Raw genomic sequence first — 15430 nt, 5'->3', positions numbered from 1 at the left:
AGGCCATGGCATTCACCAGATCTCTTTTCCGGGGTACGGCACTGGGCGCCGTCCTCCTGCTCGCCGCCGCCTGCGGCACCTCCTCCGGCGACGACTCCCCCGCCCCGGGCGCGTCCGGCTTCACCCCGCCCAAGATCGATCAGCTGGCCCAGCTCGGCGCCGGCGAGGGCGCGGTGTCCGTGCTGGCCTGGCCCGGGTACGCCGAGAACGGCAGCAACGACCCGGCGGTGGACTGGGTGACCCCGTTCGAGAAGCAGACCGGCTGCAAGACCACGGTCAAGACGTTCGGCACCTCCGACGAGGCGGTGTCGCTGATGAAGACCGGCGGGTACGACGTGGTGTCCGCCTCCGGCGACGCCTCGCTGCGGCTGATCGCCGGCGGTGGCGTGGCCCCGGTCAACACCGCCCTGATCCCGAACTACGCCGACGTCACGGACTTCCTCAAGGGCAAGGCCTGGAACTCGGTCGGCGGTCAGATGTACGGCGTACCGCACGGCTGGGGCGCCAACCTGCTCATGTACCGCACCGACCAGGTGAAGCCGGCGCCGACCTCCTGGTCCGCGGTGTTCACCGACGCCGCCAAGTACACCGGCAAGGTCACCGCCTACGACTCGCCCATCTACCTCGCCGACGCCGCGCTGTTCCTCATGAACACCAAGCCGGAGCTGGGCATCAAGAACCCGTACGCGCTGGACTCCGCGCAGTTGGCCGCGGCCGTCGACCTGCTGAAGGCGCAGAAGGTGCACGTCAGCGAGTACTGGTCGGACTACCTCAAGGAGGTGCAGTCGTTCAAGAGCGGCAACTCGGTCATCGGCACCACCTGGCAGGTCATCGTCAACACGGCGGTCGCCGAGAAGGCCCCGGTCCAGGCGGTGCTGCCGGCCGAGGGCTCGACCGGCTGGTCGGACACCTGGATGGTCGCCGCCAAGAGCGCGCACCCCAACTGCGCGTACCAGTGGCTCAACTGGATCGTCGGGCCGACGGCCAACGCCCAGGTGGCCGAGTACTTCGGCGAGGCGCCGGCCAACCAGAAGGCGTGCGCGCTGACCACCGACAAGAACTTCTGCACGGCCTACCACGCCGGCGACGCCGCGTACGCGGAGAAGATCTGGTACTGGAGCACGCCGATCCCGCAGTGCCTGGACGGCCGCACCGACGTCACCTGCACCGACTACGCGGCCTGGACCCGGGCCTGGACCGAGATCAAGGGTTAGCCGCCGGTGACGCTCCAGGACACCCGCCGGCGCCGGCTGTCGGCCCGGCTCACCCGCTCGCCGCGCACCCGGCTGGCCCTGCTGCTGGCGGCGCCGCTGCTCTGGCTCGGGCTGGCCTACCTCGGCGCGCTGGCGGCGCTGCTGGTCACCGCCCTGTGGAGCACCGACACGTACACCGGGGCGATCGAACGGGTGTGGACGCTGGACAACATCCGGACCGTGCTGACCGACTCGGTCTACCGCTCGGTGACGATCCGCACGATCGGGGTGGCGGCCCTGGTCACGGTCGTCGACGCGGTGCTGGCGCTGCCGGTCGCGTTCTTCATGGCCAAGGTCGCCCGGCGCCGCTGGCAGCCCCTGCTGGTCGCCGGCATCCTGCTGCCGCTGTGGGCCTCGTACCTGGTCAAGGCGTACGCCTGGCGCAGCATGTTCGGCGGGGGCGGGCTGCTGGACTGGGCCGGCGCGCCGTTCGGGATCGGCTCACCCGGGTACGGCCTGACCGCCACCGTGTGCACGCTGGCGTACCTGTGGTTCCCGTACATGGTGCTGCCGATCTTCGCGGGCCTGGAACGCCTGCCGGACTCCCTGCTGGAGGCGGCCGGCGACCTGGGCGCCCGGCCCGCACGCACCGTCACGACGGTGGTGCTACCGCTGGTGTTCCCGGCGATCGTGGCCGGGTCGATCTTCACCTTCTCGCTGTCGCTCGGCGACTACGTGGCGGTGGAGATCGTCGGCGGGACCAAGCAGTTCCTCGGCAACCTGGTCTACGACAACATCGGCGCGGCCAACAACCAGCCGCTGGCGGCCGCGGTCGCCCTCGTCCCGGTGGCCGTCATGATCGTCTATTTGTTCCTGTCCCGGCGCGCCGGAGCCCTGGAGAACCTCTGATGTACCTGACCCGGGGCATGCGTGTCACGCTGCGGATCATCACCGCCGTGGTGCTCACGGTGGTCTACGTGCCGCTGCTGGTCGTGGTGATCAACTCGTTCAACAGCGACCGCACGTTCGGCTGGCCACCGGCCGGCTTCACCCTCGAGTGGTGGTCCCGCGCCGTGCACAACGCGGGCGCGCTGGAGGCGCTGCGCACCTCGGTGGTGGTGGGCCTGCTCTCCACCGCGGTGGCGCTGGTGCTCGGCACGCTGGCGGCGATGTCCCTGCAGCGCTACCGGTTCTTCGGCCGCGAGGCGGTGTCGCTGCTGGTGATCCTGCCGATCGCGCTGCCGGGCATCGTGACCGGCATCGCGCTCAACAACGGCTTCCGGACCGTCCTGGGCCTGCCGCTGTCGCTGCTCACGCTGGTGGTGGCGCACGCGACGTTCTGCGTGGTGGTGGTCTTCAACAACGTGATCGCCCGGTTGCGCCGGCTGGGCGGCAACCTCGAGGAGGCCTCGATGGACCTGGGCGCGGACAGCTTCACCACCTTCCGGCGGGTCACCTTCCCGCTGCTGCGCACGGCGCTGCTGGCCGGTGGGCTGCTGGCGTTCGCGCTGAGCTTCGACGAGATCATCGTGACCCGCTTCACCGCGAGCCAGACGACCACCACTTTGCCGCTCTGGATCCTGGACAATCTGTTCCGGCCCAACCAGGCCCCGATCGTCAACGTGGTCGCCACGGTGCTGGTGATCGCCTCGGTCATCCCGATCGCTATCGCCCAGCGACTGTCCGGCGACCCCTCGGGTGGCCGGGTCTAGTCCGCGGCACGGTGCCGCCCGCCGCTGCCTGGCTTGGCAGCGGCCGTACCGCGTTCTCCATGGGCCAGCGGGCTGCGCTCAACCGCTTGGTCGGTGGGCTGCCCGCCGACAGCATCCTTGTTGATCCATCCATGGGGGGCAGCGGACACCTCGGTGCGCAGATCCGACAGCCAGTGTTCCAGATCGTCGCTGGTCCGGCCCGGACCACCAGGCTCACTGCTTGAGTCAGGGTCCTCGATGGCGCTCATCGCGGCACAGGCTCCGATCAGTCGGGTGTGGTCAGAGCGAGAGTAGCTGGCTTGCGCGAGGCGCTGATGTCCCTCGACCTCAGCCCGCCAGGCCGTGCGGGTCGCCGGATCGCGCGCGACGGTCCACCGGGTGCGACCAGAGCTCCCATCAGCACGACTCGAGCGGAGACTTCGTCATCCGCCGTTCGCCCGCGTCACGGCGACCGTCCACCGGCCGTGCAGCCCTTTCGGCAGCTGGTCGTACACCGCGTCGAGCGAGGGGTCGATGATCAAGACCTCATAGGAGTCGTGCACGGTCGTCATGCCGTGCCCGGCAGCGAGCCGGCACGCCCGCGCCGGATCGCGCGCTACCTGACGGACCTGCTGTGGGGTGGCGGTGGGGACGCCGGGCCGGCTGAGTGCGATGTCACCCCGCGCGGATCGGTACGGCAGTGCAGTGCGCGTCGGCCCGGTCGACCAGCAGGTCCTCGGGTGTCGGGTACCGGCGGTGCAGCGCGGCAACGGCATGCTGGTGAGCCAGGCGGTCGTACGGCGTCTCCTGCATCCTGGCGACCGACTCCCGCACCACCGACAGGAAGCCGACCGGCCACCGAACCCGGTGCACCGCCAGGACCACCCTGCTGTCCCGGTCGACCAGCGCGATCCGCACCCCTTGCGTACCGTCGACGCCGGCCGGTCCCTCCTCGGCCGGAACCAGATGGGGGTGGAAGGTCACCTGCGCCCAGGGCAGCACCGGGCCGAGGCGGTACAACAGGACCCCCGCGGCGCCGACGTCGATCCACGCGAACCGGGTCGGGGCCGCGGTGACCGCCTGCACCTCCAGCTCGTGCGGGCGGCTCAGCGCCAACAGCAGCTCCACCGGCGCCCCGGTCACCATTGTCAGGCCGGCATGCTCCGGGAGCGTGACGTCCGGATCCAACCGGCTGCCCTTGCTGAGGACGGTATGCACATCCCCAGCGTATTGCCACGGGAGCGAGCCCGTGGGCGCTTGGCCGGACACGGATCACGATCGGGCGGCCGGGGACCGTGGTGGTCCCCGGCCGGGGCGGGCGGTGGGTCAGGCGGTGAACCGCACCCGGCGGCGGCGGACCAGCAGCAGGCCGGCCGCGCCGGCGAGCAGCAGCGCCGCGCCGCCCGCGCCGAGCAGGCCGGCGTCGGCGCCGGTCACCGGCAGGCCGCCGCCCTCGCCGCCGCTGAGGGCGACCGTGATCGCCGCCGCGTCGTTGCTGCCGTCCCGGTCGAGCGGGGTGTCCTCGACGAAGAACTCGTCGTTGATGACCACCTTGCCGGCCGCGGCGGCGGGGTTCTCGCGCACCTGGACGGTGAAGTCGAACAGGCTGGACGCCTTAGCCTTGGTCACGCCCTGCTCCAGCATGCACAGGTACTCCGACGCCCCGGTCACGTCCTCGGTGATGTCGTCGGGGTCGACGGCCTCCCACAGCAGCGGGAAGCAGCGCTCGTCCACGGTCACGGCCCGCACGCCGGCCGGCACCACGACGCGCGTACCGGGGTCGGTGTTCTCGAAGGTCCAGTGGTAGAGCGTGCCCGGCCCGTTGTTGACGAAGCCGACGCGCAGGTCCACCTTGTCGCCCGGGTCGCCGGTGACCGTGGCGCCGACGGCGGCCATGTCCGGCCGGCGGCTGCCGCCGACCACGAACTCGCTGATCATGACGTTGTTCGCCGGGTCGGTGTCGACCTGGCCGGCCGCGGCGCGCAGCGCGGCCGCCTTCGCCGGCACCGGCTGGAGCCGGACCGGTCCCCCGGTGCCCTTCGGCCCGAAGAACTCCTCGTCCAGCTCGGGCGCGGTGTCGAGCAGTTCCTTGAAGTCGCCCGGGGTGTACCAGCCGCCGAGCGCGCTCGCCCGGCTGCCGGCGGCGGCGTCGGCCGGGATCTTCAGCCGCAGCGGCGTCGCCAGCTCGTACGTCGTGTCCGCGGCGAGCAGGTCGTCGAAGGTGCAGACGGTGAGGAAGCCGTACCGGCAGTTGCTGAAGCCGCCGCCCGCGAACAGGCTCGGGTCCCAGCCGGCCACGACCAGCACGGCGCTCCTGACCGCGGTGCTGCCGGCGTTGGCGACCCGCAGGCCGGTGTCGATGCTCGCGCCCGGCGCCACCGTGCGCGGGGTGCTGATGACCCCGGCCAGGTCGACGCCCTCACCGATGGTGACGGTCGCCTCGGTGGTGACCGCCGGCGCGTCGCCGAACCGCGCGCTGAACGCCAGCTCGCCGTGCGCGTCCTGGGCGGCGCCGGCCTTGCCGGTCACCTCCAGCACCAGCAACGGCACCAGGCTGGTCCCGGCCTCGAACTCGAACGGGCCGGCCAGCGTGCAGGTGATCACGGTGCCGGTCCGGGCGCAGTCCTGGTCGTCGCCGAGCTCGAACTCGTCGTACGTCGTCACGGTCGCGACGCCGGCCACGTCCGCGGTGTCCACGCTCACCGTCACCTCGGCGACCGGGGCGGGCACCGCACCCGGGCTGTCCGGCACGTCGACCCAGGCGAAGAGCGGGACGACCTTGGGCAGCCCGCCGGCCACCGTGGTGTCCGGGAAGTGCAGGGTGACCGAGGGGCCCGCGGCCAGCGCGGGACTACCGGGCAGGGCCACCGCGGCGGCCGCCAGGAGGGCTGCCGCCGTTCCGGCGAGCAGGCGGTGCAGGGCGCGGTGCATGGTGTGGTGGTTCCTCCCCGTGAACGACAAAGCCGCGTGAGCATAAGCGGCGATGATCATCCAGCGAGCCCACCGTTCGGTCAGGTCCGGCGGCACCGCCGACCGACGGCGGCGGGGCGTGGTGATGGGTGGTCACCACGCCCCGCTCTCGGGGCCGTTCCGCCGGGCCGGGCGGCAGCGTCATGCCACCCGGACCGTCGTGCCGCGCGGCAGCGTCAGGCCGCTCGGCAGGAAAGGGACGGCCAGGTCCAGTTCCCCCCGTGCTGCACGGTGAAGCCGAACGTGTTGCCGGCGCCGTTCGGCCGCGCCGTCATCACCAGGCCGCTGCTGTCCCAGCTGACCGTGGCGTTCCAGGTGGCGATGATCTTCTGCGGGGACCGCACGGTCACGGTGACGATCCAGTTGTTCGTGCCGCTGACGGTGACCTGGCCGTTGAACCGGTCGTTCCACTTCTGGCCCTCGGCGTAGGTCGCCGTGCAGCTGCCACCGGCCGGCGGGGTCGTCGGGCCGGTCGTCGGCGGCGTGGTCGGGGTGCCGGTGCCGTCGGGCGCCACCGCCCGGCCGGTGCTCGGGGAGATCATCCCGGCGCACAGGCCCCGGCTGCTCAGGTTGGCCGCGATCTGCGGGATCGCGGCGACCGTGGTCGCGTACTGGTCGTGCATGAGGATGGTCTGCCCGTTGGTCAGGGTGCTCGCCGCCTGCACGATCTGGGCGGTGCTCGCGCCGTTCCAGTCCTGCGAGTCCACGTCCCAGGTGATGGTGCGCAGGCCGAGCGCCGAGGCGGCGGACTGCAGGGTGGAGTTGGTCTCGCCGTACGGCGGCCGGAACAGCTTCGGCGTGCCGCCACCGGCGTTCTGGATGGCGCTCTGGGTCCGGGACAGCTCCGAGGACATCTCGGACGCGCTGAGGTTGAGCATGTGCGGGTGGGTGTAGCTGTGGTTGCCGACCCACATGCCGGCGTTCACCTGGGCGGCCACCAGCGAGCCGTTGGCCGCGGCGTTCTGGCCGATGTTGAACATCGTGGCCCGCAGCCCGGCGTTGCGCAGCGCGGTGAGCAGCGTGTTGGTGTTGCTCGCGTTCGGGCCGTCGTCGTAGCTCAGCCCGACGTAGCCGTTCGCACAGTTGGCGCTCTGCGTCGGCGGGGTCGTCGGGGTCGTCGGCCCGGCGGCGTTCAGCGCGTCGAGCACGGCGGTGTACGCGGCCTTCTTGTTGCCGGAGCCGTCGAACAGCAGCGGGGTGTCGCTGGCCCGCCACGAGTCACTGTCGCGGACGCCCCACACCGTGATGCCGGTGCACCGGGCGACGCCGAGGCAGGCGTTGACCACCGAGCGGAACTTGTTCGCCTGGTCCGTGCCGGAGCCCTGGATGTCCAGCTCGGTGATCTGCACGTCGACGCCGAGCGCCGCGAAGCCGGACACCGTGCTGGAGAAGTTGCCCGGCACCGGGTTGCCGCTGTTGAAGTGGGCCTGCAGGCCCACGCAGTCGATCGGCACCCCGCGGGACTTGAAGTCGCGGACCATGCTCACCACGGCCTGGGTCTTGGCGTGGCTCCAGTCGTCGATGTTGTAGTCGTTGTAACAGAGCTTGGCGCCGGAGTCGGCGCTGCGGGCGGCCCGGAAGGCGGCCTCGATCCAGTCGTTGCCGGTGCGCTGCAGGTTGGAGTCGCGCCGCGCGCCGCTGCTGCCGTCGGCGAAGGCCTCGTTCACCACGTCCCAGGCGTAGACCTTGCCGCGGTAGTGGGTGGCGACCTGGGTGACGTGGTTGAGCATGGCGGAGCGCAGCGCGCTGCCGCTCATGTTCTGCATCCAGCCGGGCTGTTGCGAGTGCCAGGCCAGCGTGTGCCCGCGCAGCCGCTTGCCGTTGCTGGTCGCCCAGTTCGCCACCCGGTCACCCGAGGTGTAGTTGAACTGGCCCTGGTTCGGCTCGGTGGCGTCGAGCTTCATCTCGTTCTCGGCGCTCACCATGTCGAACTCGCGCGCGGCCACCGTGGTGTACGTCGAGTCGCCGAGCTTGCCGGCGCTGATCGCGGTGCCGAAGTAGCGACCGGACTGGGCCGCCGAGGCGCCGAGGGTGGTCGCCGCCTCGGCGGTGGCGGCCAGGAACGTGGTCGAGGCCGCGGCCAGGACACCGGCGGTCGCGAGGACGACGACGCCGCGGAACCGGGATCTTGATCTCGTCCCGGGAACTTTGCTGATCATGAGGAGGCTCACCTCTCGGAGCTGGCGGGGAGCGTGCGTGCAGCGATCGACGGCCGTCGTTCGCCCATTGTTCGGTCCTGTTTCGGCGCACGTCAATAACTCATTTCCGGAAGTTTGCTGCGATGTTTCGGGGCAGGTCGGGCAGCCAACGACTGGTGGAAGCGGTGTTTTCTCAGGCCAACGGCACCTTCGCGGTTAAGTAGCCGATCTTCTGAGGACACTGAGAGCCGGAAGTTGCGCTCATGTTCCGGGAGTGAATCCTCTGGCCGGGCGGCCGCGCAGGCGACACGATGACCCGATGACCGTTACCCGCCCGCGCGCGCCCTGGCTGATCCGCCCGGTCAAGCTGCCGGCCACCGTCCCGCCGGCACTCACCGGCGCCTGGGCCCCCACCGACACCCGGCTCGACGACGCCGAACTGCTGGCGGTGCCCACCGGTCACGGCCCGGAGGACGTCGCGGTCGGCGCGGAGGGCCACGTCTATTCCGGTACGGAGGAAGGCGACATCTGGCGCTGGCCGCCCGACGCCCACGCCGGCGCCCAGCCTGACCTGGTCGTCAGCACCGGCGGCCGGCCGCTGGGCATCGAGATCGATCCGCGCGACGGCAGCCTGGTGGTCTGCGACGCGTACCGGGGGCTGCTGCGGGTGACCGACGACGGCGCCGTCACCGAGCTGACCCACCGGGCCGGGGGCCGGCGCATCCTGCTGTGCAACAACGCGGCGGTGACCCGCGACGGCGTCGTCTACTTCACCGACAGCTCGGACCGCTTCCCGGTCTCGCACTGGCGCCGGGACCTGCTGGAACACCGCCCCAACGGCCGGCTGCTGTCCTTCGATCCGGCCTCGGGACGCACGGACGTGGTGGCCGAGGGCTTCCACTTCCCCAACGGTGTCGCGCTGACCCCCGAGCAGGACGCACTGCTGCTGTGCGAGACCGTGGCGCACCGGCTGGTGCGGGTGTCGCTCCCGGACGGCGCCGTCCGGGTGCTGGGCGACCTGCCCGCGTACCCGGACAACATGGCGCCGGTCGGCGACGGCACCTACTGGATCGCGCTGGCCAGCCCGCGGGTCGCGCTCGCGGAGAAGCTGCTGCCGCACCCGCAGCTGCGCCGGATCGCGGCGGTCCTGCCCACCCGCTTCCAGCCGCAGCCGGTGCCGTACCCGATGGCCGCCCTGGTCGACGGCGAGGGGACGGTGCTGCGGGTGCTGCACGGCCCGGCCGGCCGGTACGTGATGGCGACCGGCGTCCGCCAGCACGGCGACACCCTCTGGCTCGGCAGCCTGACCGAGCGCGCGATAGCCCGCGTGCCGCTCTCGTAGGGATCTGGGTAATATTCACATTATGTGCCGTTATCCTGGACGCTCGCGCATGCGACCCAGGGCGGCGAGATGACCCACGCACAACCGGACATCGTGGTTCCCGAAGAACTGCAATGGGCCCTGGCCGAGGCCGGCAAGGAGGTCGTCGCGGTGGCGCCCGGCTGGTTCCGGGCCTGGCCCAAGGGCGACGAGAAGTGGTCCGCGGTGAACGTCCGGTGCGCCACTCAGGTGATCGTGAATCACAGCCGCGAGGACGAACGCCATCCGAACAGCTGGACGGTGCGCGCATTGTTCGGCGACAAAGCGGTGGAGCTGCGGGTCGGGCCGTACGACAACAAGGCGCAGGCGATCTGGGTGGCGCACGCGATTCTCAGCCTCGCTTTCCGCGAGGAGGGCTGATGTCCGGCCGGCCCGGGCGCCGCCGGCCCGCCGACGGGGTACGGTCGGCTGATCCGGCGGCCCGCGGAGGTGGCGACGTGACCGACAACGACGAGTCCCGCGCGTTCGCCCGCATCGTGTCCCAGCTGCGCCGCGACGATCCCCGCTTCGCCGCCGACGAGCCCGCCGCAGGCCGCCGGGGCCGGATCCTGCTCGGCACCGGGCTCGCGCTGTGCGTCGCGGCGATCCTGCTGATCGCCCTCGGCGGCCCCAAGGGCGCGGTCATCGCGGTGCTGCCCTGGCTCGCCGGGATGGTCGCGGTGATCCGCAGCCGAGCCGGAAACTGAGCCGAATCTGATTTCTCTGCGTTATCACACGCCTACCCAAAGTCATTTTCCGCACGTTCCCGAAATTCCCGAGGCCTAGACTCCGAGTACTACGCACGTGCGCACTTGAATCGCCCTCGCGTCGGGCAACAATCAACGCATGACGTACGGCAAGAAGGATCTTCCCTTCCCCTATTGTCAGGACTTTTCCGGCATCGTGACCCGCGTCAAGGGTGTCCGGGAGTCGACTCGTGCCGCCCTGGTGAACTCCCCCAAGGTCGCCTCCTACCTCAAGGCGGGTGCGAACCTGGTCGAGAAGAACCTCGGCGTCAAGGACACGACGGTCCCCGAGGGGGAGAGCGGCCGGAAGCCGTACTGGTCGGGGCTGCGCTTCCTCACCGAGCGCGCGCTGTCCCGCGAGATGGAGAGTCTCGAGCCGCCGTTCCTGCGCCAGAAGGGTGACGGCCCCTACCGCGCCACCTGGGCCAGCCACGACGACTACCTGAACGACCTGCTCACGTTCCTGTTCCACGCGATGAACTACGACCCGCAGTACGGCGCCGACCTGGAGACCCGCGGTGACTGGCTGATCAGCACCGAGGCCAGCTTCGCCAACGCCCTGGACCGGGCCATCTTCCACGAGGTGCTGGCGATCTGCCGGATGCCGCTGTTCCGCCTCCAGCTGATCATGGTGGCCACCGCCGACCGCAACGACGGCATCCACGACGCGATCGCCAACAACTACGCCGGCGCCCTCGAGCCGTGGAAGAAGATCTACGAGGCGACCATCGCCGCCCGCGGCTACCAGCTGCGCAAGGGCATCACGATCGAGCAGTTCGCCAACATCCTGGCCGCCATCACCGAGGGGTTCGCCGTGCACCACCTCGGCGACCCGCACGCCGGCGTCATCGGCGACGACCCCACCGACGACAACCCGGCCGGCATGGCCGTTCTCGCGATCATGCACAGCTACCTCGAACCCGCCGGCGAGTCCAGCGGGTTGACCCTGCGCGAAGAGTTCGAACGTCGCGCGCCCGCACCGCGTCCTGCCGAGCGCACCTCCGACGACGGAGAAACGACGTGACGACGACCACGACCGAACCGGCCCGCCCCCATCCCGCGCACGAACCGACGTTCTGGGACCGCCAGGGTGACCTGATCATGCGGCGGCCGTTCAACGAGTGGACGTTCACCCACATGAACTGGCTCATGCCGACCGAGTACGTGCCGCGCGGCGGCCCGCACCTGCCGCTGCCGCTGAGCCCGTGCCCGCTCGACCTGACCTACCGCTTCGACGACCGCGACCACACCCTGCAGGACCTGCACCGGCGCACCTTCACCACGGCGTTCGTGGTGCTGCACCACGGCGCGATCGTGCACGAGACATACCCGGGCGCCTTCACCGGCCCGCGCAGCCGGATGCAGCTGTTCTCGATCTCCAAGTCGGTGACCTCGATGCTGATCGGCATCGCGCTGGCCGACGGCGAGATCGGCAGCGTCAAGGACCGGGTGACCGACTACCGCCCCGACTTCCGCGGCACCGCGTACGAGGAGTCCACCCTGGCCGACCTGCTCGACATGACCAGCGGGGTCGGCGACGCCGAGGTCTGGGACGTGCCGGACAGCGGCATCAAGCGCTTCGAGCAGGCCGTCATGGGCGGCGGCGACGTCGCCGAGGTGGTCCGCTCGGCCCCGCGCCGGGCGCCGGCCGGCGAGGGCTTCAACTACTCCACGTTCGACGCGCAGATCCTCGGCTGGGTGCTCGAGGCCGCCACCGGCCGCAGCCTGGCCCGCTACGCCGCCGAGCGGCTCTGGTGCCACCTCGGCGCCGACCGCGACGCCTACTACTGGCTCACCCGGGCCCGCCCCCGCACCGCCATCGGCGGCGGCTCGTTCAACGCCACCGCCCGCGACGTCGCCCGGCTCGGCCTGCTGATGGCCAACGACGGCGTGGTGGCCGGCCACCAGGTCGTGCCGCGCGACTGGGTGCGCCGCAGCCGCGGCAGCGACCGGCCCGAGCTCGCGGTCGGCGCGCTCGGCCCGAGCGGCTACGACCACTACGGGTACGCCAACCAGTGGTGGACGCTCGGCGAGAGCTCCTTCAACGCCTTCACCGGCCTCGGCGTGCACGGCCAGTACCTCTTCGTCGACCCCACCGCGGACGTCGTGATCGTCAAGTGCAGCGCCTGGCCCACCCAGGACGACGAGCGGCGCGACCGCGAGACCATCACCGCCCTGCGCCGGATCGCCGACCACTTCGCCTGATCCCCGCCGCGCTTTCCCCGGCGCGCGTTTCCCCCGCCCGTTCCGCCATTCCGCAATTCCGTCCGGGTTCCCGCATGCCCGGAATCAACCGTCCTGAAAGGCCTTCGTAGATGAACTCTGCCCGTTTCCACGCCTGGGTCGCCGCGTTTCAGGTAGCGCTGCTGAGCACCGCCATCCTGCTCTTCGCGGGCACGCCGGCCAAGGCTGCCGTGGCACCCGGCACCGTCCTGCTCAGCGTCACCGCCACCCTGCCGGGCGAACTCGCGCCGCTCGCGACCGGAAAGCGCATCGCGTACGTCTCGACCTCGGTCACCGGCAGCACGATCACCGCCACCGGGCTGATCATCACCCCGAAGACCAACAAGAAGAACCGGACGGTGGCGTGGGGACACGGCACCACCGGGCTGGCCGACCAGTGCGCGCCGTCGGCGAGCCAGGCCGTGTTCTGGCCGGAGGCGCGGGCGGCCATCGCCGCGCTGCTCGCCAAGGGCTACACCGTGGCGGCCCCGGACTACCCCGGCCTGGGCATGCCGTCGGCGCACCCCTACCTGATCGGGCTGAGCGAGGCCCGCTCCATGATCGACAGTGTCAAGGCGGCCCGGAACCTGGACAGCAAGCTCACCACGGCGTACGCGGTCGACGGGCACTCCCAGGGCGGTCAGGCCGCCCTGTTCGCCGGCGAGCTGGCGCCCAGCTACGACGGCGCGCTGGTGCTCAAGGCCGTGTCCGCCATCGCCCCGGTCTCCAACGCCCAGATCTTCGCGCCGCTGATCCCCGGCATGCCGGGCCAGGGCTACCTGGTGATGGCCCTGTACGGCCTGAGCACGGTCGACCCCACCTTCAACCCGAACTCGGTGCTGGCGCCCCCGGCCCAGCAGAAGGCACCGGTCCTGCAGAGCGGCTGCCTGTACGAGATCCTCGACGCCTACGCCCCGCTGACCGCCAGCCAGCTGCTGACCGGCGGCACCCTGCCCGACCCGGTCGTCGCCAAGCTGGCCCAGTACGTCAACCCGGCGCAGTCGGCGCCGTCCGCTCCGGTGCTGCTGGTGCAGGGCACCGACGACGAGGCGGTGCCGTACTTCCTGACGGCGGACCTGCTGGTCGATCAGCTGCAGGCGTACGGGACGCAGCCCGTGACCTTCGTACCGGTCAGCGGCGCCAATCACGACGGCGCGGTCTTCGCGACGACCACCCAGGTCGCCGACTGGATCGCGGCCAGGCTCGTCTGAGGACGAGCCGGTACCGGTGACGGCGCCCCACGCGCCCACCCCCCACGTGGGGCGCCGTCCCACCCCCTTTCATCCCCCATCCAGTGAGGCACGAGCAATGAACTACTCCGTCAGACCGCCGGCCAGGTCCTTCGCGACCCGGGCCGGCGCGCTCAAGATGCGCCGCTACCTGCACGGCCGCACGCTGACCGGCCCGTCGTCGTCGGCGCGCACGGCCGAGCTGTGGGTGCACCACATGACCGTGGCCCAGCTCAAGGCGCTGGCCTGGGGCTGCACCCCGTACCGGGCCCGCGCGGTGTTCGAGCTCGCGCTGCGCGCCCGCAGCGAGGACGCGGCCGTGACGGCGCTCGGCGACCTGAGCCGGCTCCCCCCGTTGCAGGAGAACCGGCTCTTCCACCTCGTGACGCTGTCCTGGGCGGCCATCACCGCCCTGCTGGCGGCGGAGACCACGCGGTCGCGGCGGCTCGCGTACGCCCGGTTCGCCGACCTCGACGCCGACGACCGGCAGGCGCTGCTGCTGTACCTGAACGCGCCGACCATCGAGGAGGCCCACCCCCGCCTCTGAGCCGCGCCGCTGTGTCGGCGCTCACCGGCGCGGCTGGATGCGGCGGCGCCGGGGCATTGTTGGACCTGGGAGCGATCACCGAAGGGAGGTGAAATGACATGAAGGAGTCCGTTGACGACGTCACGCGCGCCGAAGCGCTCTTCGCCTCACACCTGCAGGCGGACGACGTCAAGGACACCGCGGTCGTCGACCGTGCCGTCACCGACCTGCTGAAGCAGGACGGGCCACGGGGCTGCTCGGCGCGGATGGCGTACGAGTTCGGCGAGCACCCCGACCTGGCCGCCCAGCGGATGCGCTGGGCCCGCCGCGTGGTCCGCCGGTAGGCGGGGCACCACCACCGATACCGCCGGGATCACTCTGGACCCCGCTGATCCCGGCGATGCACCGGTCCGTCCCCGGCATCACCGCAGGCCCAGGGCCTCCTTGCGGCCGTGCTGGACGTTGAACACCTCGTCCGGCACCCGGAGGCGCTCGTCGGCCAGCAGCCGGCGCACAGCCGCCAGATCCGGCCCGGCGGTCGCCGCGGCCAGCTCGTCGAAGAGCGCCACGTCGACGGTGTCCTCGGGCTCGGGCATCGCGCCCCACAGGTCCCAGGGCAGCAGCTCCAGGTTGTCCAGCGCCGCGGCGTCCCGCATCAGGTTGGCGGCGATCCACCAGGCGCCGGCCTCGTTGATCGAGGTCAGCCCGAACCGGTCCGGATCGGCCCGCCCGGCGCGGGTCAGCGCCCAGCCGTCCCCGGCGATCACGAACCGGTCCCGCGGCACGTCGGTCAGGTCGAAGCTCAGCCCGAGGTGCTCACGCTGCAGCTCGTCGATCTGCGCGTCGACCAGCTTCCACCGCCCGTCGTCGAAGTACTCGGCCACCCAGTGGTCCTCGAACCAGCCCGGCTTGAAGTACGCGCCGAACCCGCACCGCGCCCGGGCCGGCACGCCCCGCGCCCGGAACATCGCGACCGCCATGACGGAGAAGCCCCGGCAGTTGGTGGCGATCCGGCTGCCGGGCTCCCGCGCCTGGTCCAGCGGCCGGTCGTCGCGGCCGGCGACCGCCTCCAGCACCTGCTCCACCCGGCGCAGGTTGACCCGGTCCCGGTCGTCCTCGGCCAGGGTGACCCCGTACGCGCCGGCCCAGAACTCGTGGATCAGCAGCCCCTGCACCACCCGGGCGATGCCGGCGGCGTCCCCCGGTAGCCCGTCGAACAGGCTCGCGTACTTCCCGGCAGCCGTCATGACGCCCGGCTCCACCCACTCGGTGACCATCACCATCTCCTCCCGTGCAGCGACCGCACCAGCGAACAGCCCGCCCCTGGGGCGGAGTCAACACCCTTTCTGTCATA

Annotated in this window: 17 protein-coding genes; 11 read left to right on the top strand and 6 right to left on the bottom strand. The window is 71.4% G+C overall.

Features of this window, described 5'->3' with window-relative positions:
* Nucleotides 1–5: 5 nt before the first annotated feature.
* Genes ACIBQZ_RS20340 through ACIBQZ_RS20330 form a run of 3 tightly spaced genes read left to right on the top strand, consistent with a single transcriptional unit; the run spans nucleotide 6 to nucleotide 2905 of the window.
* Complete coding sequence (locus ACIBQZ_RS20340) at nucleotides 6–1214, top strand: ABC transporter substrate-binding protein (RefSeq protein WP_396090282.1); 1209 nt, start codon at nucleotides 6–8, stop codon at nucleotides 1212–1214.
* Nucleotides 1215–1220: 6 nt separating this feature from the next.
* A complete protein-coding gene (locus tag ACIBQZ_RS20335) occupies nucleotides 1221–2102 on the top strand; it encodes an ABC transporter permease (RefSeq protein ID WP_396090281.1) in 882 nt (293 codons plus the stop codon).
* The gene (locus ACIBQZ_RS20330; RefSeq protein ID WP_396090280.1) at nucleotides 2102–2905 is read left to right on the top strand and encodes an ABC transporter permease; all 804 of its coding nucleotides are present in this window, start codon (nucleotides 2102–2104) and stop codon (nucleotides 2903–2905) included. Before ACIBQZ_RS20335 ends, ACIBQZ_RS20330 begins: the two co-directional genes overlap by 1 nt.
* Here the strand turns inward: ACIBQZ_RS20330 and ACIBQZ_RS20325 are convergent.
* The 5 genes from ACIBQZ_RS20325 to ACIBQZ_RS20305 all read right to left on the bottom strand — a co-directional run bounded on the left by ACIBQZ_RS20325 (nucleotide 2902) and on the right by ACIBQZ_RS20305 (nucleotide 8013).
* Entirely contained in the window at nucleotides 2902–3153 is a 252-nt protein-coding gene (locus ACIBQZ_RS20325; RefSeq protein WP_396090279.1) for a hypothetical protein, read from the bottom strand. The two genes, ACIBQZ_RS20330 and ACIBQZ_RS20325, sit on opposite strands and share 4 nt — an antisense overlap.
* A gap of 174 nt (nucleotides 3154–3327) precedes the next feature.
* Entirely contained in the window at nucleotides 3328–3456 is a 129-nt protein-coding gene (locus tag ACIBQZ_RS20320; protein ID WP_396090278.1) for a hypothetical protein, read from the bottom strand.
* A gap of 103 nt (nucleotides 3457–3559) precedes the next feature.
* Nucleotides 3560–4102, bottom strand: coding sequence for a hypothetical protein (locus ACIBQZ_RS20315; protein WP_396090277.1), 543 nt, complete (start codon nucleotides 4100–4102; stop codon nucleotides 3560–3562).
* Nucleotides 4103–4210: 108 nt separating this feature from the next.
* Entirely contained in the window at nucleotides 4211–5815 is a 1605-nt protein-coding gene (locus tag ACIBQZ_RS20310) for an LPXTG cell wall anchor domain-containing protein (RefSeq protein WP_396090276.1), read from the bottom strand.
* A 215-nt stretch (nucleotides 5816–6030) separates the two neighbouring features.
* Complete coding sequence (locus ACIBQZ_RS20305) at nucleotides 6031–8013, bottom strand: endo-1,4-beta-xylanase (protein ID WP_396090275.1); 1983 nt, start codon at nucleotides 8011–8013, stop codon at nucleotides 6031–6033.
* A gap of 298 nt (nucleotides 8014–8311) precedes the next feature.
* Between ACIBQZ_RS20305 and ACIBQZ_RS20300 the strand changes: the two genes are divergently transcribed.
* The 8 genes from ACIBQZ_RS20300 to ACIBQZ_RS20265 all read left to right on the top strand — a co-directional run bounded on the left by ACIBQZ_RS20300 (nucleotide 8312) and on the right by ACIBQZ_RS20265 (nucleotide 14420).
* Nucleotides 8312–9334 (top strand): SMP-30/gluconolactonase/LRE family protein, encoded by a 1023-nt coding sequence (locus ACIBQZ_RS20300; RefSeq protein WP_396090274.1) that lies wholly within the window; start codon nucleotides 8312–8314, stop codon nucleotides 9332–9334.
* Nucleotides 9335–9403: 69 nt separating this feature from the next.
* Nucleotides 9404–9733 carry a hypothetical protein gene (locus tag ACIBQZ_RS20295; protein ID WP_396090273.1) on the top strand — a complete coding sequence of 110 codons (330 nt, stop codon included), beginning with the start codon at nucleotides 9404–9406 and terminating at the stop codon, nucleotides 9731–9733.
* Nucleotides 9733–10059: a DUF3040 domain-containing protein gene (locus ACIBQZ_RS20290; protein WP_396090272.1), complete on the top strand. Its 327-nt coding sequence runs from the start codon at nucleotides 9733–9735 to the stop codon at nucleotides 10057–10059. The genes ACIBQZ_RS20295 and ACIBQZ_RS20290 overlap by 1 nt, the downstream gene beginning before the upstream one ends.
* A gap of 139 nt (nucleotides 10060–10198) precedes the next feature.
* A complete protein-coding gene (locus tag ACIBQZ_RS20285; protein WP_396090271.1) occupies nucleotides 10199–11122 on the top strand; it encodes a hypothetical protein in 924 nt (307 codons plus the stop codon).
* Nucleotides 11119–12303, top strand: coding sequence for a serine hydrolase domain-containing protein (locus ACIBQZ_RS20280; RefSeq protein WP_396090270.1), 1185 nt, complete (start codon nucleotides 11119–11121; stop codon nucleotides 12301–12303). Before ACIBQZ_RS20285 ends, ACIBQZ_RS20280 begins: the two co-directional genes overlap by 4 nt.
* Before the next feature lie 110 nt (nucleotides 12304–12413).
* Nucleotides 12414–13532, top strand: coding sequence for an alpha/beta fold hydrolase (locus tag ACIBQZ_RS20275; protein WP_396090269.1), 1119 nt, complete (start codon nucleotides 12414–12416; stop codon nucleotides 13530–13532).
* A 97-nt stretch (nucleotides 13533–13629) separates the two neighbouring features.
* Nucleotides 13630–14097 carry a hypothetical protein gene (locus ACIBQZ_RS20270; protein WP_396090268.1) on the top strand — a complete coding sequence of 156 codons (468 nt, stop codon included), beginning with the start codon at nucleotides 13630–13632 and terminating at the stop codon, nucleotides 14095–14097.
* A gap of 98 nt (nucleotides 14098–14195) precedes the next feature.
* Nucleotides 14196–14420: a hypothetical protein gene (locus tag ACIBQZ_RS20265; protein WP_396090267.1), complete on the top strand. Its 225-nt coding sequence runs from the start codon at nucleotides 14196–14198 to the stop codon at nucleotides 14418–14420.
* A 78-nt stretch (nucleotides 14421–14498) separates the two neighbouring features.
* Here the strand turns inward: ACIBQZ_RS20265 and ACIBQZ_RS20260 are convergent, their stop codons facing one another.
* Entirely contained in the window at nucleotides 14499–15353 is an 855-nt protein-coding gene (locus tag ACIBQZ_RS20260; RefSeq protein ID WP_396090266.1) for a transglutaminase-like domain-containing protein, read from the bottom strand.
* Nucleotides 15354–15430: the final 77 nt, after the last annotated feature.

This window comes from Actinoplanes sp. NPDC049599 (assembly GCF_044465625.1).
Taxonomy (GTDB): domain Bacteria; phylum Actinomycetota; class Actinomycetes; order Mycobacteriales; family Micromonosporaceae; genus Actinoplanes.
This window is presented reverse-complemented; position numbering and strand designations above follow the sequence as displayed.